General features: G+C 64.3%; 23 protein-coding genes and 1 tRNA gene. 11 read left to right on the forward strand and 13 right to left on the reverse strand.

Translation table 11 applies throughout. From position 1 onward, the window contains the following. Nucleotides 1–53: 53 nt before the first annotated feature. The gene (locus LB569_RS28685) at nt 54–1,307 is read right to left on the reverse strand and encodes an aspartate kinase (protein WP_140710121.1); all 1,254 of its coding nucleotides are present in this window, start codon (nt 1,305–1,307) and stop codon (nt 54–56) included. A 235-nt stretch (nt 1,308–1,542) separates the two neighbouring features. Between LB569_RS28685 and LB569_RS28690 the strand changes: the two genes are divergently transcribed. After that, on the forward strand, nt 1,543–3,405 hold the full coding sequence (locus LB569_RS28690; protein WP_224694977.1) for a CHASE3 domain-containing protein: 1,863 nt from the start codon (nt 1,543–1,545) through the stop codon (nt 3,403–3,405). 102 nt (nt 3,406–3,507) lie between these two features. Next, nucleotides 3,508–4,257: a bifunctional 2-polyprenyl-6-hydroxyphenol methylase/3-demethylubiquinol 3-O-methyltransferase UbiG gene (gene ubiG, locus LB569_RS28695; RefSeq protein ID WP_140710118.1), complete on the forward strand. Its 750-nt coding sequence runs from the start codon at nt 3,508–3,510 to the stop codon at nt 4,255–4,257. Between the two features lie 81 nt (nt 4,258–4,338). On the opposite strand, the gene LB569_RS28700 is transcribed toward ubiG, so the two are convergent. Then, nucleotides 4,339–5,229, reverse strand: a complete 891-nt coding sequence (locus tag LB569_RS28700; protein ID WP_140710116.1) for a DMT family transporter — start codon at nt 5,227–5,229, stop codon at nt 4,339–4,341. A gap of 98 nt (nt 5,230–5,327) precedes the next feature. Between LB569_RS28700 and LB569_RS28705 the strand changes: the two genes are divergently transcribed. Continuing rightward, nucleotides 5,328–5,813: a MarR family winged helix-turn-helix transcriptional regulator gene (locus LB569_RS28705; protein ID WP_224540538.1), complete on the forward strand. Its 486-nt coding sequence runs from the start codon at nt 5,328–5,330 to the stop codon at nt 5,811–5,813. Nucleotides 5,814–5,817: 4 nt separating this feature from the next. Here LB569_RS28705 and LB569_RS28710 read toward each other — a convergent pair whose 3' ends face one another. From LB569_RS28710 to LB569_RS28725, 4 genes are read right to left on the reverse strand one after another with little or no spacing between them, the layout of a single operon-like run. Beyond that, nucleotides 5,818–6,243, reverse strand: coding sequence for a DUF1178 family protein (locus LB569_RS28710; RefSeq protein ID WP_224694978.1), 426 nt, complete (start codon nt 6,241–6,243; stop codon nt 5,818–5,820). Next, a complete protein-coding gene (locus tag LB569_RS28715) occupies nt 6,240–7,103 on the reverse strand; it encodes a carbon-nitrogen hydrolase family protein (RefSeq protein WP_224694979.1) in 864 nt (287 codons plus the stop codon). The genes LB569_RS28710 and LB569_RS28715 overlap by 4 nt, the downstream gene beginning before the upstream one ends. 10 nt (nt 7,104–7,113) lie before the next feature. Beyond that, nucleotides 7,114–7,383: a glutaredoxin 3 gene (gene grxC, locus LB569_RS28720; protein ID WP_224540532.1), complete on the reverse strand. Its 270-nt coding sequence runs from the start codon at nt 7,381–7,383 to the stop codon at nt 7,114–7,116. 26 nt (nt 7,384–7,409) lie between these two features. Next, complete coding sequence (locus tag LB569_RS28725; RefSeq protein ID WP_224540530.1) at nt 7,410–8,222, reverse strand: ComF family protein; 813 nt, start codon at nt 8,220–8,222, stop codon at nt 7,410–7,412. A 66-nt stretch (nt 8,223–8,288) separates the two neighbouring features. Here LB569_RS28725 and LB569_RS28730 point away from each other — a divergent pair, with 66 nt between their 5' ends. Further along, complete coding sequence (locus LB569_RS28730; protein ID WP_224540529.1) at nt 8,289–9,161, forward strand: methyltransferase domain-containing protein; 873 nt, start codon at nt 8,289–8,291, stop codon at nt 9,159–9,161. Between the two features lie 43 nt (nt 9,162–9,204). Here LB569_RS28730 and LB569_RS28735 read toward each other — a convergent pair whose 3' ends face one another. The 5 genes from LB569_RS28735 to argJ all read right to left on the reverse strand — a co-directional run bounded on the left by LB569_RS28735 (nt 9,205) and on the right by argJ (nt 12,377). Then, entirely contained in the window at nt 9,205–9,387 is a 183-nt protein-coding gene (locus LB569_RS28735) for a Flp family type IVb pilin (protein ID WP_140710103.1), read from the reverse strand. A gap of 111 nt (nt 9,388–9,498) precedes the next feature. Beyond that, nucleotides 9,499–9,813, reverse strand: a complete 315-nt coding sequence (locus tag LB569_RS28740) for a hypothetical protein (RefSeq protein WP_224540527.1) — start codon at nt 9,811–9,813, stop codon at nt 9,499–9,501. Between the two features lie 125 nt (nt 9,814–9,938). Then, complete coding sequence (locus LB569_RS28745; protein WP_224540524.1) at nt 9,939–10,361, reverse strand: (deoxy)nucleoside triphosphate pyrophosphohydrolase; 423 nt, start codon at nt 10,359–10,361, stop codon at nt 9,939–9,941. Further along, entirely contained in the window at nt 10,354–11,106 is a 753-nt protein-coding gene (locus LB569_RS28750; RefSeq protein ID WP_140710143.1) for a GNAT family N-acetyltransferase, read from the reverse strand. The genes LB569_RS28745 and LB569_RS28750 overlap by 8 nt, the downstream gene beginning before the upstream one ends. Before the next feature lie 29 nt (nt 11,107–11,135). Beyond that, complete coding sequence (gene argJ, locus LB569_RS28755) at nt 11,136–12,377, reverse strand: bifunctional glutamate N-acetyltransferase/amino-acid acetyltransferase ArgJ (RefSeq protein ID WP_224694980.1); 1,242 nt, start codon at nt 12,375–12,377, stop codon at nt 11,136–11,138. 167 nt (nt 12,378–12,544) lie between these two features. On the opposite strand from argJ, the gene LB569_RS28760 reads away from it, so the two are divergent. Beyond that, on the forward strand, nt 12,545–13,768 hold the full coding sequence (locus LB569_RS28760; RefSeq protein WP_224694981.1) for a caspase domain-containing protein: 1,224 nt from the start codon (nt 12,545–12,547) through the stop codon (nt 13,766–13,768). Between the two features lie 100 nt (nt 13,769–13,868). Then, nucleotides 13,869–14,468, forward strand: a complete 600-nt coding sequence (locus LB569_RS28765; RefSeq protein WP_224540517.1) for a TetR/AcrR family transcriptional regulator — start codon at nt 13,869–13,871, stop codon at nt 14,466–14,468. 77 nt (nt 14,469–14,545) lie between these two features. On the opposite strand, the gene LB569_RS28770 is transcribed toward LB569_RS28765, so the two are convergent. Next, nucleotides 14,546–15,472, reverse strand: coding sequence for a peptidylprolyl isomerase (locus tag LB569_RS28770; protein WP_224694982.1), 927 nt, complete (start codon nt 15,470–15,472; stop codon nt 14,546–14,548). Nucleotides 15,473–15,733: 261 nt separating this feature from the next. Here LB569_RS28770 and secA point away from each other — a divergent pair, with 261 nt between their 5' ends. The 3 genes from secA (at nt 15,734) to LB569_RS28785 (ending at nt 21,474) form a co-directional block, all read left to right on the forward strand. Next, the gene (secA, locus tag LB569_RS28775; protein ID WP_224694983.1) at nt 15,734–18,466 is read left to right on the forward strand and encodes a preprotein translocase subunit SecA; all 2,733 of its coding nucleotides are present in this window, start codon (nt 15,734–15,736) and stop codon (nt 18,464–18,466) included. A 327-nt stretch (nt 18,467–18,793) separates the two neighbouring features. Then, on the forward strand, nt 18,794–20,194 hold the full coding sequence (locus tag LB569_RS28780) for a lipopolysaccharide biosynthesis protein (RefSeq protein WP_224694984.1): 1,401 nt from the start codon (nt 18,794–18,796) through the stop codon (nt 20,192–20,194). Next, nucleotides 20,194–21,474, forward strand: a complete 1,281-nt coding sequence (locus LB569_RS28785; RefSeq protein ID WP_224694985.1) for a GNAT family N-acetyltransferase — start codon at nt 20,194–20,196, stop codon at nt 21,472–21,474. Before LB569_RS28780 ends, LB569_RS28785 begins: the two co-directional genes overlap by 1 nt. Nucleotides 21,475–21,689: 215 nt before the next feature. Here LB569_RS28785 and LB569_RS28790 read toward each other — a convergent pair. Next, nucleotides 21,690–21,774: transfer RNA gene (locus LB569_RS28790), tRNA-Leu, on the reverse strand. Nucleotides 21,775–22,049: 275 nt separating this feature from the next. Between LB569_RS28790 and LB569_RS28795 the strand changes: the two genes are divergently transcribed. Both LB569_RS28795 and LB569_RS28800 read left to right on the forward strand, forming a co-directional pair. Next, nucleotides 22,050–22,640, forward strand: coding sequence for a YqaA family protein (locus tag LB569_RS28795; RefSeq protein WP_140710065.1), 591 nt, complete (start codon nt 22,050–22,052; stop codon nt 22,638–22,640). A gap of 25 nt (nt 22,641–22,665) precedes the next feature. Continuing rightward, nucleotides 22,666–23,184 carry a disulfide bond formation protein B gene (locus tag LB569_RS28800; protein WP_140710063.1) on the forward strand — a complete coding sequence of 173 codons (519 nt, stop codon included), beginning with the start codon at nt 22,666–22,668 and terminating at the stop codon, nt 23,182–23,184. Nucleotides 23,185–23,330 lie beyond the last annotated feature (146 nt).

The following is a 23,330-nucleotide window of genomic DNA, read 5'->3' on the forward strand; positions in this document are numbered from 1 at the left end:
CGCCGCAGTTTCCACTGCGACCGGCGCACACGCAATAACTCAAATCGTTCTCGCTACTGCTTATCCAGACCGTAGACGGAATGCAAAGTACGAACCGCGAGTTCAGTGTATGGACCGTCGATCAGTATCGAAATCTTGATCTCGGAGGTCGTGATCGCCCGGATGTTGATCGACTTGTCGGCCAGCGCCTTGAAAGCGGTGGCTGCAACGCCCGCATGGCTCCTCATGCCGATGCCGATGACCGAAACCTTCGACATGCCGGCTTCCGACTGCACGACATCGTAGCCGACTTCGGCTTTCAGATTTTCGAGCACGTGAAGCGCCTTGTCGACGTCGCCCGAGGGCACGGTGAAGGTCATGTCGGTGAACTTGCCGTCCTCGGAGATGTTCTGGACGATCATGTCGACATTGATGTTGGCCTCGGCCAGCGGCCCGAAAATGCCGGCGGCGACTCCCGGGCGGTCGCCGACGCGGCGCAGCGAAATCTGGGCCTCGTCCTTGGCGTAGGCAATTCCGGTGACGACCTGCTGTTCCACGATCTCTTCCTCGTCGCAAATGAGCGTTCCCGGAGGATTGAGCAAATCCCCCATTCCGGGCGCGTCGGGATCGTCGAAGGACGACCGCACGAAGGTACGCACCCTGTGCACCATGGCAAGCTCTACCGAACGCACCTGCAGAACCTTGGCGCCGAGCGAGGCCATTTCAAGCATTTCCTCGAAGGAGATCTTGGCCAGCCGCCGCGCCTTGGGCTCGATGCGCGGATCGGTGGTGTAGACGCCGTCGACGTCGGTGTAGATATCGCATCGGTCGGCCTTGACCGCCGCGGCGATGGCGACAGCACTGGTGTCGGAACCGCCGCGGCCCAGCGTGGCGATCCGGTTGTCCGGGCCGATGCCCTGGAAACCGGCAATGACGGCCACCTGCCCCTCGCCGAAGCGCTTGATCAGGAATGCCCCATCAATGTCGAGGATGCGCGCCGCGCCATGCGCGTTGTCGGTCTTGATCGGGATCTGCCAGCCCTGCCAGGACCGCGCATGCACGCCCATGTTCTGCAAGGTGATGGCGAGAAGGCCGGCGGTGACCTGTTCGCCGGAAGCGACGACGGCGTCATATTCGCGCGCGTCATGCATCGGCGAAGCTTCGCGCGTCCAGCCGACCAGCTCGTTGGTCTTGCCGGCCATCGCCGAGACCACTACCGCCACCTCGTGACCTGCGTCGACCTCGCGTTTGACGTGACGCGCCACATTGCGGATGCGGGCGATGTCGGCGACGGAGGTTCCGCCGAATTTCATCACGATACGCGCCATGGAAGCGAAATGCCTTTGACTGAAACCGGCCACCTGCCAAACCTGGGAGCCGAAAACGGAAGAAAACGCCCGGCTGGCGCCGGCCGCTGAATGCGCGGCCTCCTTAGCCAAATGACGAGGGTTTCGCAAGGCTGCGGCCGATCGCAAGCTTCAAGAAGACGGCATATTGCCTTCCAGGCTTGCGCCGCTTACCAAATGCTGCCCGCGGGGAATTCCTTTTGGTTCGGCATAACAGATGATTGCTCGGCTTCGGCGCGCCACGCGATTGCAATCGCTTCCGCTTGTCGCGGGCTTCGCCGTGCTGGCGCTGATCGTCGGCACCCGTGCTGTGCTCGTCGAGAGCCAGAGGGCCAATCGTGCGGCCGCGCGCGAGACGATCGAGTATCAGGAACAGCTTTCCGGTCTGCTTTCATTGGCCCAGGACGCCGAGAGCGGTCAGCGCGGCTACCTGCTGACCGGTGAAAAATCCTATCTCGAGCCCTACCGGAAGGCCGTCGAGGCCATGCCCGGACAGCTCGCCCGTATCGACGCCATGACGGCTGAGGACGACCAGCTCGTCCAGCAGGTCAGCCACATCAAGGACGCGCTTTCGCAAAAGCAGGCCGAGCTGTCGCAGACAATCGCGCTCTACGACCGGGGCGATGCGGCAAAGGCCCTGCAACTGGTCCGCAGCGGCCAGGGCAAGGCCGTCATGGACGAGATCCGCGCCAGCATGGACACGATCCGGCGGATCGGCGCCGCCGCCGTGGCCGCGCGCGACGCCCACACCGACCGAGTCGAGGCCTGGCTGCGCATCGGCTCACTGGCAGCGTTGCTGGCGATCTTCCTCCTGGCCGCCTACACCATCCGTCAATCCCGCCGCCGCTTCCGCGAGGTCGCCACGGCCCAGGAAGAGTTGATGCGCAAGAACATCGAGCTCGGCAACGAGATTCAGACGCGTGAAAAGGCCGAATCCCAGATACGCCAGATGCAGAAGATGGAAGCGGTCGGGCAATTGACCGGCGGCATAGCGCATGACTTCAACAACATGCTGGCGGTCATCCTCAGCGCCATGAACCTTGCCCAGCGCAAGCTGAAGCGTGGCGAACATGACATCGAAAAACTCGTCGAGGCCGCGACCGATGCAACCAACCGTGCCGCCAATCTGACCTCCCGCCTGCTTGCCTTCTCGCGGCTGCAGCCGCTGGCGCCGCAGGTTGTCGATGCCAACCGCCTGTTGACGGGCATGTCCGATCTTCTGCGCCGTGCGCTCGGCGAAGGCATTCGCATCGAAACGGTGCTGGCGGGCGGCCTGTGGAAAACCCATGCCGATCCCAGCCAGATCGAGAACGCGATCCTCAATCTTGCCGTCAATGCCCGCGATGCCATGGACAATGACGGCAAGTTGACCATCGAGACCGCCAACAGCCACCTCGACGAGGCCTATGCATCCACGCACGCCGAAGTCGCGCCTGGCCAATATGTGATGATCGCGGTGACCGACGCCGGCGCGGGCATGTCGCCGGAAGTCATTTCCAAGGCCTTTGAGCCCTTCTACACGACCAAGCCGGTCAACAAGGGCACGGGACTTGGGCTGAGCCAGGTGTTCGGCTTCGTCAAACAGTCGGGCGGCCACGTCAAGATCTACTCGGAGATCGGCGAAGGCACGACGGTCAAAATCTATCTGCCGCGGTTTTTCGGGCCGGAGGAGCCGGTGGCACCCGCCGGGCCCGGCAAGAGCGCCGTCAGGGTCACCGAGACGATCCTCGTCGTGGAGGACGACGCCCGCGTGCGGGCCGCCACGACGGGGGTCATGCGCGAACTCGGCTACACCGTCATCCAGGCCGGAAGCGGCGAGGAGGCGCTTCAGAAGCTCGCCGCGACCCCTGGCATCGCCCTGCTTTTCACGGACATCGTCATGCCGGCGATGAATGGCCGCAAGCTCGCCGAGGAGGCGGTCGCACGCCAGCCCGGGTTGAAAGTCGTCTTCACCACCGGTTTCACCAGGAACGCCGTGGTCCACAACGGCGTGCTCGACCATGACGTGCACTTCCTGGCCAAGCCCTTCACCATGGAGCAGTTGGAAGCGAAGCTGCGCGACGTGCTGGACACGAATTAGGCTGGCCTTTGGTCGGCCAGTCACTATGTCAGCATTGAAAATTGTTGCCTTGACATTCGATGCCTCCCGCCCGACTTCCTAGCGTTCGAGGAGACCAACCGAATGCCTGAGCCCCGACGATCGACGATCGATGCCGGAGAAGTGGAACGCTTTTCCGCCCTTGCCGCCGAATGGTGGAATCCGAACGGCAAATTTCGTCCGCTACACAAATTCAATCCGGTCCGGCTTTCCTATATCCGCGACCAGATCGCGGCGCGCTTTGGTCGCGACCCGCGCGCGGCGCGGCCGTTCGAGGGCCTGCGCATCCTCGACATCGGTTGCGGCGGCGGCCTTTTGTGCGAGCCGATGGCGCGGCTCGGCGCCGAGGTGGTCGGAGCGGACGCCTCCGAAACAAACATCGAAGTGGCGAAACTCCATGCCGCCGAAGGCAATGTGAGCATCGACTATCGCGCCACGACGGCGGAAGATCTCGCAGAGGCGGGCGAAAAATTCGATGTCGTCCTCAACATGGAAGTGGTCGAACATGTCGCCGACATCGACCTGTTCGTCGCCAAATGCGGCGAGATGGTCAAGCCCGGCGGCATCATGTTCGTGGCCACCATCAACCGCACTCTGAAAGCGCTCGGCCTCGCCATCATCGGCGCCGAATATGTGTTGCGCTGGCTGCCGCGCGGCACCCATCAGTTCGGCAAGCTGGTGCGCCCGGAAGAGCTGGAAAAGGCGCTGGGCGGCGCCGGCCTGACCATTATCGACCGCACCGGTGTCACCTACAATCCGCTTGCCGACCGCTGGGCGCGGTCGAAGGACATGGACGTCAACTACATGGTGCTGGCGGAAAAGGGATCGGTCTGATCCGCCAATCCTCGGCTGTCGATACCGAACGGCCGGAGCCCGGCGGCGACGCCGGCGACAGTACGACTGAGCCCGAAGCCGTCAGGCCTTCTGGCTTTGCGCCTTGGTGGTGATGAAGACGCCCGCCGTGACGATGATGGCGCCGACCCAGGTCAGCAGCTGATAGTGCTCGCCAAGGAAGATCGTACCGGCGAACAGCCCTACGGCCGCCGCGACATAGCCGATCTGGCTGAGATAGACCGGGCCGCCCACCGCCTGCAGCCGGAAGAAGAAAGCGAACATCGCCGATGCCGAGGCCATCTGCGCCACCACGGTGAGCGGCACGGCGCCGATCTGGACGAAACCTTTGCCTCCAAGCAAGGTCAGGATGCCGACGAGCAGCATCGACGCGGACGCCAGATGGCTGCCGACCGCGAGTTCGATAGGACCGGTGCCTTCCGGCCAGTCGACCGTGCGATAAATGTTGCCGGCCGCAAGGCTGACCGGAATGAGCAGGCCCATGACGACCCAGAAGACATCGGCCGGCTGGCCGGCCTCGCCACGCGTCACGGCCACCATGACCGCGCCGAGGAAGCCGACGGCAATGCCTGATATGCCCAGCATGTTGGGGCGCCGGACACCGAGCAGGATCGAGAACACCAGCGTGATGACCGGCGACAGCGTGAACATGATGCCGGTGTAGCCGGCGCCCAGATGCGGGATGGCCGAGAACATCAAAAGGTTTGGCACGGCATAGGAAACGGCGGCAGTAACGAAGAAATAGCGCAGTTTGTGCGCGGTGAGCCGGATGCGCTGGCCGCGCAGCAGCAGGACGACGAAAAGCACGCCACCGGCGCCGAGCGATATGACGAAGGCCCATACCATGGCCGGCACGCCGGCCGCCGTGGCGAGCTTGCCAAAGGGCAGCGTCAAGCCGAGCAGGCCGCCGGTGACGACCAGCAGGCCGAGCGCCGAATCCCAGAGATATTTCATGACCGAGCCCTATGGTGCACAGCCTCTTGGCTGGCGTTGCATATCGAGGTAAGATAATGGAAAGATTCTTAACGTCAAGATATATTATGGTGAGATAGATGGACCGCGCAGGGAAAGCCATCGAGCAATGGCAGCGGGAACGGCCGGACCTGGATGTGTCGCCGATGGCTGTGATCGGACGCTTGAATGAGGTCTCCTCGCTGATCGCGCGCGAGCGCCTTGCGCCGCTCTTTGCCCGTTTCGGACTGCAGGCGGGAGAGTTCGATGTGCTGGCGACGCTGCGCCGCTCCGGCTCGCCTTACGCGCTGACCCCGACAGCGCTTTACGAGGCCACGATGGTGACCTCCGGGGCCATGACCAACAGGCTGGATCGGCTCGAAGCGTCTGGATTGATCCTACGCGGGCCGCATCCCAACGACCGGCGCGGCATCGTCGTAAGGTTGACTGAAAAGGGTCTCGCCCTGATCGACGAGGCCGTCACCGCTCATGTCGCCAACGAACACGAGGTTCTCGCGGGCCTGACGCCGACGGAACGGGAAACGCTTTCACATCTGCTAGAGAAATTGATCGGCAGCGTGAGCTGACCGCTCAGTTCCGGTCGTCCGGAAACACCGGGATCGGCATGAATTCGACACCGTCCTCGGCCAGGCTCTTGGCTTCGTCCAGCGTCGCCTCGCCATAGATACCGCGTGCATCGGTCTCGCCGAAATGGATCTTGCGCGCTTCCTCGGCGAACTTGTCGCCGACATAGTCGGCATTCTCGCGCACTTTCTCGGCCATCGCCTTCAGTTGGGCCAGCGCCTGCTTCTGCGCCTCGCCCATGGCAAGCGCGATGGTTTCCTGCTTGCGCGCCGTGGACACGGCGGGCGCCATCAGCGCCTTCTCGACCTTGTGCGAGCCGCAACTGGGACAGTCGACGAAGCCGCGCTTCTTCTGGGTGTCGAAATCTTCATTACTGCGAAACCAGCCCTCGAACTCGTGCTCGTTTTCGCAGATCAGGGAAAAGCGGATCAAGAGGCGGCACCCCTGAGGCGCGGCGCCTCGCCGGCATTGATGGCGAAATCCCGCGCATTCTTCAAATTCGGAATCTTCTTGCGCGCCGCAAGCGATTGCGCCGGGTCGATCTCGGCGACGATCACGCCAGGTTCGTCATGCGCGGCCTCGGCGAGGATGCGGCCCCACGGATCGACGATCAGCGAATGGCCGTAGGTCTCGCGGCCGTCCTCATGCAGGCCGCCCTGCGCGGCGGCGACGACAAAGGCGCCGTTCTCGATGGCGCGTGCCCTCAGCAGCACATGCCAGTGGGCCTCTCCCGTCTGGCGGGTGAAGGCCGCGGGCACGGTCAGCACCTCGGCGCCGGCCATTGCCTCGGCACGGAACAATTGCGGAAAACGCAGATCGTAGCAGACCGCGAAGCCGAGCTTCGCGTCCGCGATCGCGGTCACGACGGCCTCGGTGCCCGGTTCGTAAGCAGCGGATTCACGCCAGCTTTCGCCATTGTCGAGGTCGACGTCGAACATGTGGATCTTGTCGTAGGTGGCGAGCGTGGCACCGTCCGGACCGAACAGCAACGCCCGGTTGGCGAGCTTGCCGTCGGCGCGCAGTATAGCGGTCGAGCCGATATGCAGGAACACGCCGAGTTCGCGCGCCAGCCTGCGCGCGGTCGCGACGATGATGTCCTTGTCCTCGGAGGTGAAGGAAGCGGCGCGCGCTTGCTTGTCGCGGATCAGCGCTCCGGTCATTTCCGGCGTCTGGATGTAGGTCGCGCCTTGGGCCGCGGCCTCACGCACCAATTGTTCGAGATCGACCGCATTGCGCTCGGGGCTCTCGCCTGAACGCATCTGGATCGCCGCTGCCTTGAAAACACCACCCATCGTCACACCCTCAAATCGTCGCGCCATTGGCAAGCAGCTTGTCCAGCCGGCCTTCGGCCTCCAGTTCATGCAGGTCGTCGCAGCCGCCGACATGTTTGTCGCCGATGAAAATCTGTGGAAAGGTCGTGCGGCCGTGGGCGCGCGACATCATTTCCTGGCGCAGCTCCGGCGAAAACGAGGCATCGTGCTCGGTATAGGCGACACCCTTGCGATCCAGCAACCGCTTGGCCGCCGTGCAGTAGCCGCACATCATACGCGTATAGATCGTGACATCGACCATGACGAATTTCCGCTTCCGTTGCCGACTTATATAGTCGCGGACTCGTCCGCCCGGAAGTCCCCCGGCAAAACGCGGGCAAAGGTCAGCACGTCGACGGCGGCGGCACCTCCCTTTTTCAGCGCCTTGGTGGCGGCCCGCACGGTGGCGCCGGTGGTGTAGACATCATCGACCAGAAGCACCCTGCGGCCGGCAATCTCGATCTCGGCCTCATCCGGCACGCGAAATGCGGCGCGCACATTCTCCTCGCGTTCCTGCCGCTCCAGCCCGACCTGCTGGCGGGTGAGTTTCACGCGCCGCATGGCGGAAGGCGCGAACGACAGCCCGCTGAGCTCGCAAACAGCACGCGCCAGTTCGGCCGATTGGTTGAACCGCCGCCTGAAAAAACGGCGCCAATGCAGCGGCACGGGCACCACCACATCCGCATCGGCGATGAGGTCGGCGCCCACGCGGACCATCCAGCGCGCCATCCAGGGAGCGAGATCGGTGCGGTCCTGGTATTTAAGCCCCTGCACCATCTGGCGGGCGACGCCGGAATAGGCGACCGCTGCCCGCGCCCGTTCGAAGGGCGGCGGATCGGCGATCGCCTCCGCCGAGAGAAACCCATCGCCCATGTGATGGGTGAACGGCGTGCCCATCACCGGACACCAGGGCCGTTCCAGCAGCCGCAGCTTCGGCCAACAGTTGCCGCACAGCACGCCGGGTTGCGAGACCTGCCGGCGGCAGCCGGCGCAGACCGGCGGAAACAGGATGCGCGCCGGCCATCCCAGGGCCGACCGGGCAGCCGACCGGGCCAGCTTCCTGATCTCGATGGACTTGATCTCTGGCATCGGATCGGCCACGTGGTTTGTTTCTCGGCGCCACCCATACCAACCATATCAGGGCGCGGACATACAAGGACCCATCCCTTGCAGCCTATAATGGATACCTCCCTGTGGCTGGCGCACAAGCGGCGCGCGCTCATCCATCCGGTTGAGGGTGCCGACTTCCTCATGCACCGCGCCGCCGAGGATCTTGCCGATCGGCTGGATGCCGTCGAACGCAGGTTCGCCAAGGCGGCGGTGCTGTTTTGCCAGACAGCGGCCGCGGCCGAGGTCGTTGCGCGGAGCGGCAAGGTGGCGGATGTCGCCCGTGTCGAGATGGACGCGGCGTTCCTGAATGGTGCCCCCGGCCTGATTGCTCCGCTGGAGACCGTACCGTTCGAGCCACAAGGTCTCGATCTGGTGGTGTCGCTTCTGTCGCTGCAGGCGATGAACGACATCCCTGGCATGTTGATCCAGATTCGCCGCGCGCTGCGGCCGGACGGACTTTTCCTTGGCGCCTTCGCCGGCGCCGGCACGCTTGCCGAACTGCGCGAAAGCCTGCTTGTCGCCGAGACCGAGCTCCATGGCGGCGCCAGCCCGCGCGTCATTCCGTTCACCGACGTGCGCGATGCCGGCGCGCTGCTGCAGCGTGCCGGTTTCGCGCTGCCGGTCGCCGACGTCGAGACGGTGACGGTGCGCTATGCGAACCTGTTCGCCCTGATGGCGGATCTGCGTGCCATGGGTGAAACCAGCGCACTCGCCGACCGCAGCCGGCGGCCAGGATCACGCAGATTGTTTGCCCGCGCCGCGCAAATCTACGCCGAGCGCTTTTCCGACCCCGACGGTCGCATCAGGGCAAGCTTCTCGATTGTCTGGATGTCCGGCTGGGCGCCCGACGCGTCGCAGCAAAAGCCGCTGAAGCCCGGTTCGGCCAAGGTTTCGTTAAAGACGATACTGGAGGGGCCTGAAGGGCATTGAGCTCGCGGGCAGCCCTTGAGCAGGAACTGCGTAAACAAAGAGTCTAAGGGGCGAAGGCGTTGGCAAGTCTGCTGGAATCGTCGCTGAACAACCAGGTCAGCGAATTGAAGACGTGGCTAATACCGCCGATGATCGTCAGCGACAATACGCAGACTATCATGGCGTATTCGACGACCGTGGCGCCGTTTTCGTCCTTCAGAAAGCGCAGCAGCAGCACCGTTTTCATCACCTCATTTCCCCCTTGCCACGACCCTACCGACGATCTGTTAAGAAAGGTTAACGGCAAAGGCTTAACAGGCGATGAAATGGTCGCCATTCGGGAATGTTCCAACCCAGGTCAGCAGTCGCCACTGCTTTTGCCATCGGCGCGAATGATGCAGACGCCGCCGGGGTCGGCCTGCAGCACGCTGCGGCGCACCGTGTAGGTGCTGCGATGGCTGATCGAACCGGTAGCCGTCATGTCGAGGCCGGGAAAACCGTCGCGGGCCGTTTGCGAACGCGTCTGGTTATCGAGGAAAGGGGTCGCGATCAGCGCCAGCGCCACCGCGGCCGATCCGAACAGCAGCGTGACGCGGAGCACGCCCATGCCGGCGTCGACGGCACGAAAACCCCGCTCGGGCCGGATCGAATCCCAATCCTTGTCCAGGCTCATTCTATTGCTCCCCAGCGCACGACGGCGGCCGCGAGAGAACGGCCATGCATCAATTTTTCATGATGAGATAAATCTTCCATTAACGCTGGCTGATATGGACCGTGGTCCGATCCGATCCTCGATCCTCAGAGGAGATCGATCAGGAACGGGATCAATGGCGCGTCGGCCGGCGGCATCGGATAGTCGCGCATCTGTTTGGGCCGTACCCATTTCAGCGCCTGCCCTTCCCTCGGCTGGGCAATGCCGCGGAAACGGCGGCAGACGAACAGCGGCATCAAGAGATGGAAATCATCATAGGAATGGCTGGCGAAGGTCAGCGGCGCCAGGCACGGGGTCTCGGTCTCGATGCCGATCTCCTCATGCAGTTCACGGATGAGGCATTGTTCCGGCGTCTCGCCAGGCTCGACCTTGCCGCCGGGAAATTCCCACAGGCCGGCAAGCTGCTTGCCTTGCGGGCGCTGCGCCAGCAGCACGCGGCCATCGGCATCGACCAGCGCGCATGCGGCGACCAGCAGCAGGCGCTTGCCGTTGGATGTCACATCATTCATGGCCGGGCGGCCGGCGGTAATGATAGCGATAGACTTCCTCGAAGCCGAGCGCGCGGTAGAGCGCCAGCGCCGGCACGTTGCCGGCCTCGACCTGCAGCCAGGCCTCCCGCGCGCCGCGCAGCCTCGCCCATTTCAACGCCGAAAGGATCAGGTTGCGGCCGTGCCCCTTGTTGCGCGCCGCCTTGTCGGTAGCGACCTCGAACAGGCCGGCAAGATCGCCGTCATGCACGCAGATCAGCGTCGCCAGCGGCTCCGTCCCGTCCTCAAGCGCGAACAGCCCGGCCTCCGGCTGTATGGCGCCGATGATCTCCGACAAGCCCGGCCGCAGCGATACGTCCGAGCCGTTGACCTTGAGCAATGCGCCGATGAAGCGGCTGATGTCCTTGAGCGGAATCTGGTCCATGGCGGCGTCGAGTTGCGCGTCGGCCAACGGCAGCCGCATGACCAGCGATTCGTCGAACCGGCTCCAGCCCTCCTTGTCGAGATGGCTGGCAAGATCAGGCCCCGACAGTGGCGACATGCGGAACGTCAATGGCCGGCCATAGGCGTCGAAGCGGCGGCTCGCACGACCGATGCGGTCGGCGATATGCTGGATGTCGCCGGGATCGAGCGGGTTGACCGAGTTCAGTCGCTTGGCCGGATGGCCGGCGGTCAACCGCACCACCCAGGTGCCGTCATAGTGGACGGCGGCCGCGGGCCAGGCGCGAAAGCCCGCCGCCTCGTAGCGGCGCACGGTCGCGAGCATGCTTGCCGGATGGCGCGAAACCAAGGCGATCAGCTCCGGTAATCGCCATTGATGGCGACATATTCCTTGGTGAGGTCGCAAGTCCACACCGTCGCCTTGCCGCGGCCGATGCCGATATCTGCGCGAATGCGGATGTCGTCGCGCTTCATGTAGGCCGAGGTTTTTTCTTCCGAATAGCCAGGGTCCCGCTCACCCTCATGCGCCAGCCTGTTGTCGCCGAACCAGATCGACAGCCGGTCGCGATCGGCTGGCTCGCCGGCCTTGCCGACGGCCATGACGACGCGGCCCCAATTGGCGTCCTCGCCAGCGACCGCCGTCTTTACCAGCGGCGAATTGGCGATCGACAGCGCGATGCGCTTGGCCGAGCGGGCCGACTTGGCGCCGGTGACGGTGACTTCGACCTGCTTGCGCGCGCCCTCTCCGTCGCGCACCACCTGCAACGCCAGCGACTTCAGCACCTTGCCGAGCGCCCGGCGGAACGCACCGAGGCGGGCATCCCTGGGATCGGTGATCTCGGGCGCGCCGCGCTTTGCCGCCTTGCCGGTGGCGAACAACAGCAGCGTATCGCTGGTCGAGGTATCGCTATCCACGGTCACCGCGTTGAACGTCTTGGCCGTGCCACGCGACAAAAGATCCTGCAGGACCGGTGCCGCGATCGGCGCGTCGGTGGCGATGAAGGAGAGCATCGTCGCCATGTCCGGCGCGATCATGCCGGCGCCCTTGGAAATGCCGTTGATGGTGACATCGGCGTCACCGAGCTTGACGGTCTGCGTCGCCACCTTCGGATAGGTGTCGGTGGTCATGATGGCCTTGGCCGCCTCGGTCCACAGGTCGGGCTTGCCGCCGTTGACCAGGCCGGAAAGCAGATGGCTGAACTTGGTTGTGTCGAGCGGCTCGCCGATGACGCCGGTCGAGGCCAGGAAAACCTCTGCCGCAGTACACTCCGCGGCCTTCGCCGCCGCTTCGCCCGTCATCGCGGTCGACTCGCGACCCTTCTTGCCGGTGAAGGCATTGGCGTTGCCGGAATTGACGATCAGCACCCGTGCCTTGCCGGCGCCAAGGTTCTGCCGGCAGAAATCGACTGGAGCCGACGGGCATTTCGACTTGGTGAACACACCAGCGACCGCGGTGCCGGCATCGAACACCATGGCCAGCAGGTCGGTGCGGTTCTTGTACTTTATCCCCGCTTCGGCGGTGGCGATGCGCACCCCTTCGATTTCCGGCATTTTGGGGTATTTCTTCGGCGCGAGCGGCGAAATCGTCGTGGACATGGGGACCTCGGGCGGGAAAATCGCAAGGGAAGGCCGGTTTGCCCGATACGGCGCGTCGGCGCAAGCGCGTTTTCGTCGCTCCCGCCAGGGGCAAACCCGTTCGGCATTAAGCCTGCATTTCAAATCTGTTGGCGTCGCCGGGGTCCGTGGCGCTATGATCTTGACCCATGGGCAGGCTTGCGATCCTCGCTTGGGCATTTCTGGGACTTTTGCTGCTGCGCGCCGACGCGGAGCCGGCGCGGCGCGTGGCGCTCGTCATCGGCAACGGGACCTATGCCGAAGCCGGCACGCTCGCCAATCCGGTCAACGACGCGCTCGACATCGCCGACAAGCTGCGTTCCATCGGCTTCGAGGTCATCGAAGGCAACGACCTTGGCAAGCGCGAGCTTGAACGCAGCATCGGCGAATTCTCCGATGCGCTCGAAGGCGCCGGCGTCGGGCTTTTCTACTATGCCGGCCACGGCCTGCAGGTCGACGGGCGCAACTACATCGTGCCGGTCGACGCCAGGCTGGACATGCCGGTGAAACTGCAGCTCGAGGCCGTGCCTATCGACGAAGTCCTCGACATCATGGAACAGCAGACCAAGGTCAGCCTGGTCTTCCTCGATGCCTGCCGCAACAATCCGTTTGCCCGCGGCTTGAGCCGCACCGCCACGACCCGTTCGGCAACGGCGCTCGCCGGCCTGGCGCAGTTCGATTCAACGCGCGGCTCCTTCATCGCTTTCTCGACCGCTCCAGGTGCTGTCGCCATGGACGGAACCGGGCGCAACTCGCCCTTTGCCGCCGCCCTGTTGCGCCACATTGCCGAGCCCGGCCAGAGCATCAACGACATGATGATCGCGGTGCGCCGCGACGTCGTTTCGCAGACCCGCGAAGGCCAGCGCCCCTGGGAGCAGGGCTCGCTGCTCGAACGCTTCGAATTCGTACCGGGCACGGGACCGGCGAAGGCGCCGGAGCCGGCGGTCGCGCCGGCGCTTTCCACGCAGGTGGCGGCGCTGGAGCGCTCGGTCGGCGACGACAAGGCTTCGATCGAGAAGTTTCTGCGCGACGACTACCTGGAGCCCGACGCCAAGGACATGCGCGCAGCCGTCAATCGGCTTTACGGTGCATCCGCCACCATCTTCGGCACGCCCTATGACATCGAGACATTGGTCAAGGTGAAGAGCGACTGGTTCGCGCAATGGGCCTCCTGGTCGCTTGGCCTCGAGCCCGGCAGCCTGGAGGTGACACCGCACGGCGAGGGCAGCGCGCAAGCCGTCTTTGCCATGAGCTACGACTATGTGCCGAAGAACAAGTCGGCGCGTGTGGCCGGCAAGGCGCGTGTGACGCTGGAGCTGATCAAGACCGACAAGGGATGGCGTATCGTATCGGAAACATCGCAAGCGATGTGATCTTGCCGACCATGGCGTCGCGCTTGCGCAAAAACGGATCGTTTCGTTTCATCGCCGGATCCCTTATCATTGCCGGCGAATTGAAACGAGGGCGGCAGGAATGGCCGAGACGACGGATACGGCGCGCAGATCGATCGGTGCGCGGCGCAATCCCGACAGTGCGGAGGCCATTCTGGAGGCCGCCGAGGCGGTACTTGTCGAGGCCGGCTATGCCGGCTTCTCGATCGAGGCGGTGGCGCGGCGGGCACGCGCCGGCAAACCGACCATTTATCGCTGGTGGCCGAGCAAGGCGGCCTTGCTGCTGGAGGTCTACCAGCGCCAGAAGCGCGTCGACGTTCCCGACACGGGACAACTGGAAGAGGATCTCGTCGGCTTCCTGATGAACCTGTTCTCGCACTGGCGCGAGACATCGTCGGGCAGCGTCTTCAAGTCGCTGATCGCCGAGGCGCAGTCGGATGAAACCGCGGCCGCGGCCCTTGCCGGATATGCCAGCGGACGCCGCGCCCATACCGGGCAAATTGTCGAGCGCGCCAAGGCAAGGGGCGAGATCGCTGGGGATATCGATCCGGTCATCGTCGCCGACCTCCTGGCGTCCTACGCCTGGCGGCATCTCCTGACCAACCGGCTCGACGAGCCCGAGGCGACGATCCGCAAGATGGTCCGATACATCCTGCAAGGCATAGCTGCGCCCGGCGCGTAGAGACCTGCCGGCAAAGGCCAACAAAAAGGGCGCGGCAACCTTGGCTGCCGCGCCCTTTTTATAAAATTCCGGCCGGCTTACTTGGCGCTTTCGAGCGTATCCACTGCCTGCTTCAGCTTGGCATCGGGGATCTCGACCTTGGCGTCGGCGCGCAGCGACTTGACCAGCGCGAAATATTTGTCGCGGATGACAGCCTGCTTGGCCTGGTCCTTGACGTCGTCGAAGGCCGGCGGCTGCTTGGCGCGCTTGTCCTCGAGCTTGATGACGTGCCAGCCGAACTGGGACTGCACCGGCTGCTCGGTGTACTTGCCGACATCGAGCGCGAACGCCGCCTTGTCGAACTCCGGCACCATCTGGCCAGGTCCGAACCAGCCGAGATCGCCGCCATTGGACTTGCCCGACGGATCGCTGGTGTGCTCGTTGGCGAGCTTCTGGAAGTCGGCACCGCCATCGAGCTGCTTGATGATAGCCTCGGCCTCTTCCTTCGTCTTCACGAGGATGTGACGGGCATGCACCTCGTTGACCGGCGGCGTGTTGGCGATTTCCTGGTCGTAGCGGGCGCGAACCTCCGCGTCGGTGACCTTGTCGACGACACCCTTCTCGACCATCTCGCCATGCAGCGCGCGCTGCTGCAGGAAGGCCATGCGGCGCTGGAAGTCGGGATCCTTGTCGAGACCGTCGGTGACGGCCTTGCCAGCCATGACGCGGATCTCGATCGCCGCCGAGAGCGCGGCGGCGCGGCGCTGCTCGGGCGGCAATTGCGCGAACTGCTGCGAAAGCTCGCCTTCGGCAAGCACCAGATCGGCCTCGGTCAAGGGCTGGCCGTTGACGGTGGCGATCACTGTATTCGGGTCGACCGGTGCGGCGGCCGGTGCGGCCGCATCCGCCGGGGCGGCCGCGGCGGGAGCGGTCTCCTGCGCCATGACAGGCGACAGGCAAAGAGCCGACAGGCCGAGGGCCAGGCCAAGGCTGGCAAGCGACGCACGGCTGAACAACAAGGACATAAGGATGACTCCGGTGAGGGATTGTAAGGAGGGTGGCTTCCAGATCAGCCAGATTGTGGCGGAATTTGGCGCGACCGGCAGAGCCAGCGCGGCGTTGACATCAGTTGAGCCCCCTCTTATCTGTCCATCGACTTGGCGTCCAGAACCGTTTTCCGGGCGCTTTTTGTGTTTGCCCGCATTCAGGCGGTGCGTTCACGTGGATGTGATGGGGCCGGCCGGCACTCGTCTCAAGATTGAGAATTCTATCGAAAGGACCATTGGATGGTCAGTCTCGGCGGTCTCGCCCGTAAGGTTTTCGGTTCCTCCAACGACCGTCGGGTCAAATCGACCCGCCCCCGTGTCGAGGCGATCAACGCCATGGAAAGCGAGATGCGGGCGCTCTCCGACGCCGAGCTTGCCGGGCGCACGGAAAAATTCCGCCAGGACATCGCCAACGGCGCCAGCCTTGACGATCTGCTGATCCCGGCCTTCGCGACCGCCCGCGAGGCCGCGCGCCGCGTGCTCGGCATGCGCCCGTTCGATGTCCAGCTGATCGGCGGCATGGTGCTGCACAATGGCGGCATCGCCGAGATGCGCACCGGCGAGGGCAAGACCCTGGTCGCGACGCTGCCGGTCTATCTCAACGCGCTTGCTGGCAACGGCGTCCATGTCGTCACCGTCAACGATTACCTCGCCACCCGCGACTCCGAATGGATGGGCCGCGTCTATAAATTCCTCGGCCTGTCGGTCGGCGTCATCGTCCACGGCCTGTCGGACGAGGAGCGCCGCGTCGCCTATGCTTCCGACGTCACCTACGCCACCAACAACGAACTCGGCTTCGACTATCTGCGCGACAACATGAAGTATGAGCGCGCCCAGATGGTGCAGCGCGGCCACAACTACGCGATCGTCGACGAGGTCGATTCCATCCTGGTCGACGAGGCGCGCACGCCGCTGATCATTTCCGGTCCGCTCGAGGACCGTTCGGAAATGTACAACACCATCGACACCTTCATCATCCAGCTGCAGCCGCAGGATTATGAGATCGACGAGAAGCAGAAGACCTCGATCTTCACCGAGGAAGGCACCGAGAAGCTCGAGAACATGTTGCGAGCGGCCGGCCTGCTCAAGGGCGAGTCGCTCTACGACGTCGAGAACGTCGCCATCGTCCATCACGTCAACAACGCGCTGAAGGCGCACCGGCTGTTCCAGCGCGACAAGGACTACATCGTGCGCAACGGCGAGATCGTCATCATCGACGAGTTCACCGGCCGCATGATGCCTGGCCGCCGCTATTCGGAAGGCCTGCACCAGGCGCTCGAAGCCAAGGAGCACGTGGCGATCCAGCCGGAGAACCAGACGCTGGCTTCCGTCACCTTCCAGAACTACTTCCGCCTCTACAAGAAGCTTTCCGGCATGACCGGCACGGCGCTGACCGAGGCCGAGGAATTCGGCAACATCTACGGCCTCGAAGTCACCGAGATCCCGACCAACCTGCCGGTCATCCGCAAGGACGAGGACGACGAGGTCTACCGGACGGTCGAGGAGAAGTACAAGGCGATCGTCAGGGAGATCCGCGAAGCCAGCGCCAAGGGCCAGCCGACGCTGGTGGGCACGACCTCGATCGAGAAGTCCGAGCAGCTGGCCGAGCGCCTGCGCAAGGAAGGCTTCACGGATTTCGAGGTGCTGAACGCCCGCCACCACGAGCGCGAGGCGGCCATCGTCGCCCAGGCCGGCAAGCCCGGCGCCATCACCATCGCCACCAACATGGCCGGCCGCGGCACCGACATCAAGCTCGGCGGCAATGCCGAGATGCGCATCGAGGACGAGCTGGGCGACATGCCGGCCGGACCCGAGCGCGAGGCGCGCGAAAAGGAAATCCATGCCGACATCGAGCGCCTGAAGGAAAAGGCGCTGGCCGCTGGCGGCCTCTACGTGCTCGCCACCGAGCGCCACGAGTCACGCCGCATCGACAATCAGCTCAGAGGTCGTTCCGGCCGCCAGGGCGACCCCGGCCGCTCGAAATTCTTCCTGTCGCTGCAGGACGATCTGATGCGCATCTTCGGCTCCGAGCGCATGGACGGCATGCTGCAGAAGCTCGGCCTCAAGGAAGACGAGGCCATCATCCATCCCTGGATCAACAAGGCGCTGGAAAAGGCGCAGAAGAAGGTCGAGGCGCGCAATTTCGACATCCGCAAGAACCTGTTGAAGTATGACGACGTCTCCAACGACCAGCGCAAGGTGGTGTTCGAGCAGCGCATCGAACTGATGGACGGCGAAGGCCTGTCGGAAACCATCGGCGAGATGCGCGAAGGCGTCATCGACGAGATCGTCGCCAAGGCCATTCCCGAAAACGCCTATGCCGAACAATGGGATGTCGCCGGCCTCAAGGCCGAGGTCGCCGAGTTCCTCAATCTCGACCTGCCGGTCGAGGAGTGGGTGAAGGAAGAAGGCATCGCCGAGGACGACATCCGCGAGCGTATCTCTCAAGCCGCCGAAGCCGCCGCCAAGGAACGCGCCGACCGTTTCGGCCCCGAGGTGATGACCTATGTCGAGCGCTCGGTGGTGCTGCAGACGCTCGACCATCTGTGGCGCGAGCACATCGTCAATCTCGACCATCTGCGTTCGGTCGTCGGCTTCCGCGGCTACGCCCAGCGCGATCCGCTGCAGGAGTACAAGGGCGAGGCGTTCGAACTGTTCCAGGCGATGCTCGGCAACCTGCGCCAGGCCGTCACCGCGCAGTTGATGCGCGTCGAACTGGTCCGCCAGGCCGCCGAAGCGCCGCCGCCGGAAGCCCCCGACATGTTCGGCACGCATATTGATGGCACCACCGGCGAGAATGATTTCGAAGGCGGCGAAACGGCCCTCCTGGTGCGCCAGGAAAGCAACGCCATCGTCGCCCCCGAGGACCGCGACCCCAACAACCCCGCCACCTGGGGCAAGGTCGGCCGCAACGAAGCCTGCCCCTGCGGCTCCGGCAAGAAATACAAGCACTGCCACGGCACGTTCGCGTAAGGGCTCGGTCTTCCCCTCTCCCTGTTCCACGGGGAGAAGGTGCCCGAAGGGCGGATGAGGGGCGGCGCCAACGGTGGCGATTGGCGTTTGTCTGCGACCAAAACCTCGCCCGCTCCCGGCGAGCCGATTCGTTTTGCGGATAGCTTTTCTTCCTCTTTCCCCATCCACGCAAAAATCTCCGAAAGCCGGCGCTGCCCCTCATCCGCCTGCCGGCACCTTCTCCCCGTATAGTGACGGGGGAGAAGGAAGCGCCCCCACCCACGCTTTCTTAAGGTGTCTTCGCTACACCAAAGCGTGAAAAGAGGCGGAAAACGGAGAGAAATCGGGGTGCGCTTTTCCGCGGCCACGACTGCTGGGCGGTTCTTGCCGCAGCGTTTGGCGCTGCGCGTGGGGCCGCTGCTTGACCGCATCGACGCCGTGCTGTTCACCGCCGACGAGCGCGGCGAGGCCGGCCGCATGTCGGTCATCGCCTTCTCCATCCGCATCGTCAGCGCCGTCATCGCCTTCATCAGCCAGGTGCTGATGGCGCGCTGGATGGGCTCGTTCGAGTATGGCATCTTCGTGCTGGTCTGGGTGACGATGGTCATCGTCGGCAACCTCGCCTGCCTCGGCTTCCACACATCGGTCATCCGCTTCATTCCCGAATACCGCGAGCGCGGCCTGATGGACGAATTGCGCGGCATCGTCGTGGCCAGCCGGCTGTTCGTGCTGATCGCTTCGACGCTCATCGCCGCCCTCGGCGCCCTCGGCGTCTGGCTGGCCGCGCCCTGGATCGAGAACTACTACGTGATACCGTTCATCCTCGGCGTCATCTGCCTGCCGATGATCGCGCTGTCGGACTTGCTGCAAGGACTGGCGCGCGCCAATTCATGGGCATTGTTCGCGCTGTCGCCAACCTACCTGATCCGGCCGGTGCTGATCCTGCTGTTCATGGCGCTGATGCTCTGGGCGGGGTACGCCCCCGATGCGCGGACGGCGATCTTCGCCTCGATCGCGGCCACCTACGTCACCACGCTGTCTCAGTTGATCGGCGTCACCCAGCGCATGGACAGGCAGATCCCGACCGGCCCGATGAAAGTGCATTTCGCGCAATGGTTCGTCGTCTCGCTGCCGATCTTCCTGGTCGAAAGCTTCTTCTTCCTGCTCACCAATGCCGATGTGCTGATGGTCGGCGCCTATATGGATCCCAACGACGTCGCCGTCTATTTCGCCACGGTCAAGACGCTGGCGCTGGTGCATTTCGTCTATTTCGCGGTCAAGGCCGGCGTCGCCCAGCGCTACGCGCAGTTCACCCATGGCGAGCCGGAAAAGCTCGCCGCCTTCGCCCGCGAGACGGTGTCATGGACCTTCTGGCCCTCGCTCTTGATGGCGTTCCTGGTGCTGGCGCTGGGAAGACCGATGCTGGTGCTGTTCGGCCCGGAATTCACGTCGGGCTATCCGCTTCTGTTCCTGCTCGTCTTCGGCGTCGTGGCGCGCGCCGCCGTCGGGCCCTGCGAAAGCCTGCTCACCATGAGCGGCAACCAGAATGTCTGCGCCGCCGTCTATGCCATGACACTGGCCTTCAACATCGGGCTCAACGTTGTGCTGATCCCGCTTTTCGGCCTGTGGGGCGCGGCCATGGCCACCGCCTTCGCCATGATCTTCGAGGCGAGCGCCCTGTCCTTCACGGTCTGGCGCAAGCTCGGCATCGTCATGGCGATCTTCGTGCCCGTCAAAGGAACCGCCTGATGGCCGCCATCCCCCTGCTCGAGGAAACCAGCGGCGGTCCCGCCGGCGCCATGGTGTCCGGCCTTGCCGGCCTGGCGCGCGACGCCGACCCCGCCCATATCGAGATTCTCGCCAACAACCGGCCCGAGCGCAAACTCGCCATCTACCCGGCATCGGCCGGCTTCGACCTGGTCGAGGAACTGGACTATCTCTGCGCCCGCACGATCGAGCCGAACGTCTTCTTCAACCCGCGTTTCCTGGCGCCGGCCATGCCCCGGCTGGAAGACCGCGAGGTGCGTCTTGCCGTGATCCGCGACGGCGATGAATACCGCAACCGGCTGCGCCTGCTGGTGCCGATCTCGGTGGAACGGCCCGTGGTGCCGCTCGGTGTGCCGGTCATGCGCACATGGTCGAGCCCGTTCGGTCCGCTCGGCACGCCGCTGATCGATCGCGACGATCCGGTCGGCGTGGTCGAGGATTTCTTCTCGATGCTGTCGCGGCCGCATCTCAAGCTGCCGAAAGTCCTGGTCCTGCCCGACATCAGGCTCGACGGCCCGGTGGCGAGCCTGGTCGGCACCGTGGCCGAGACGCGCGGCTTGACGCTGGTCACCACGGGCCAGACCTCGCGGCCCGTGCTGGAGAGCGAACTCGACGGCGACGATTATCTGAAAGCTTCGCTGCGCGCCCACCATTATCGCGAGTTCCGCCGCCTGAAGCGGCGCCTTGGCGACCTCGGCAAGCTCGAGCATGTCGTGGCACGCGGCCCCGAGGAAATCCGCCACGCCATCGAGAGCTTCCTGACGCTGGAAGCATCCGGCTGGAAAGGCCGCGAGCGCACCGCCATGGCCATCGACCGCTTCCGCGCCGCCTTTGCCCGCGAGGCCGTGCATCGGCTGGCCGAACAGGACATGTGCCGCATCCATTCGCTGACACTGGGCGGGCGCACCATCGCTTGCCTGATCGTCTTCGTCGAAGCCGGCGTCGCCTACACCTGGAAGACGGCCTATGACGAGACGCTGGCCGCCTATTCGCCCGGCACGCTGCTGATGATCGAGGTCACCAGGCAGCATCTCGACGACCCCAACATCATGATGACCGATTCCTGCGCCGTGCCCGACCATCCGGTGATGAGCCGGCTATGGAGCGAGCGCAAGCCGGTCGGCACGCTGGTGATCGGGCTGACCCGGGATGCCGACCGCCTCGCCCGCCAAGCCGCCTCCCAGCTGCATCTCTATCGCGAAACCCGCAACATGGCGCGCCTGCTGCGCAACCGGATGAAGAGTTTGCTGCGGCGGCGGTAAGGATCGGCCGCAGCGCCCGGCCACATTCGATCAGCCTGCGTTCTGAATTGTCCGGCTGCATGGAGCGCCATGAAATCCGCGTCCTTGATGAGTGGGGAGCACGAGAGCCGGCCCGCCTGCTGTCACCTGACGGACATCCCCATTGTCATCAGACAGCCATGGCCTCACCGAGCTCGCCTGGACGATCCGCGAGCAAGCGATGGTGAAGCATGGAATGGTGCCCCTAGCCGGGATCGAACCAGCACTCCTTGCGGAACTCGATTTTGAGTCGAGCGCGTCTACCAATTCCGCCATAGGGGCTCAGGCCGGGCGGCCTGGATGGGCGCGGACTATACGGTCGGAGGCCTGTTCGTCAACGGCCAATTCTCGCGATCGTCCGGATGCGACCAATCTTCGCCTTTCGATTTCGCGACGGGGCTGCCATTGTGCAGCGCGGAAAATCTTTCTAGACAGGCGGCGCATCAAAGCGCGGCGCGTCTGGAGACGTGGACGCGGCGCGCTTTGCGTCCTTGTTTGATCCATGCCTTTGTCCAGCGCGGCCGCGCGGTTTTGGGCCACATGCACTAGGAGAGCCGATGCTTCGCGGATTGTACGACTGGACCTTGTCGCTGGCGGCGCGAAAGTCGGCCGAGTGGTGGCTGGCTTTGATCGCCTTCGTCGAAAGCTCGGTGTTCCTGGTGCCGGCCGACGTGCTCTATCTGCCGATGGCGCTGTCGCGGCCGGATCGCGCCTACCGCTACGCGCTGATCGCCACCGTCGCTTCGGTGCTGGGCGGCGTCGCCGGCTGGTTCATCGGCCATTACGCCTATGAGGCTGTCGCACGGCCGATTCTCGAATTCTACGGCAAGTATGACGAGTTCGAACAGTTGCGCACCTCGTCCGGTATCGGCTTCATCATCCTGATGCTGATCACATCCGGTGCCGCCCATTTGCCGCCGATCAAGGTGGTGACCATCTTGTCGGGCGTCATCGGCGTCAATCTGCTGCTGTTCATCGGGCTGGCGATCGTCGCGCGCGGCGCCCGTTTCCTGCTGCTGGCCTGGTTGCTGCGCCGCTATGGCGAATCGATCAAGGAATTCATCGAAAAGCGTTTGGGGTTGATCGTCGGCGCCGGCGCCGTTGCCCTCATTTTGCTCTATATCCTCGTCAGATACGCCCACGGATAGCAGCGCAACCAAACGGATTCCCGAGATGACATCGACCATGACCGCCGGCACCGGAAATCCGCGGACGCGCGCAGCGCTCTTTCTCGCCGTCGCCATGGCTGCGACGGTCGGATCCGCGCTCGCCTTCCAGTACATTGGCGGCTACATCCCCTGCCACCTCTGCCTGGAACAGCGCACGCCATATTACATCGGCGTACCCTTGATGCTGCTGGCGGTGATCGCATCGATGTTGCGTGCACCCGCATGGCTCACGCGCGGCCTGCTGGCCATCGGCGGCCTCCTGATGCTCTACGGCCTCTATCTCGGCGTCTATCACTCCGGCGTCGAATGGCAGTGGTGGGCCGGCCCGACCGACTGCACGGCGGGCGCCGGACCGGTCGACACCGGCGGCAAGGGCGTGCTCGACGCGCTCGACAAATTCGTGCCGCCGTCCTGCGACAAGGCCGCCTTGCGCATTCTCGGCCTGTCGCTGGCCGGCTGGAACGCCATCGCCAGCCTGATCCTCGCCGCCGTTGCCTTCCGTGGCGCGCTTTCTCGCGACTGACGACTCAGTCGGCACGAAGCAAAACTCGCGCCGCCCTGCATGCGGTTGGCGCCGCCCTTCATTGTCCTACCGGTGTCCAGCCGATAGATGGGTAACAGTTTGAACCGGATACATAGGTAACAGTTTCTCCCCTTATGATGGGTTCG

The organism is Mesorhizobium sp. BH1-1-4 (assembly GCF_020165665.1).
GTDB lineage: Bacteria > Pseudomonadota > Alphaproteobacteria > Rhizobiales > Rhizobiaceae > Mesorhizobium.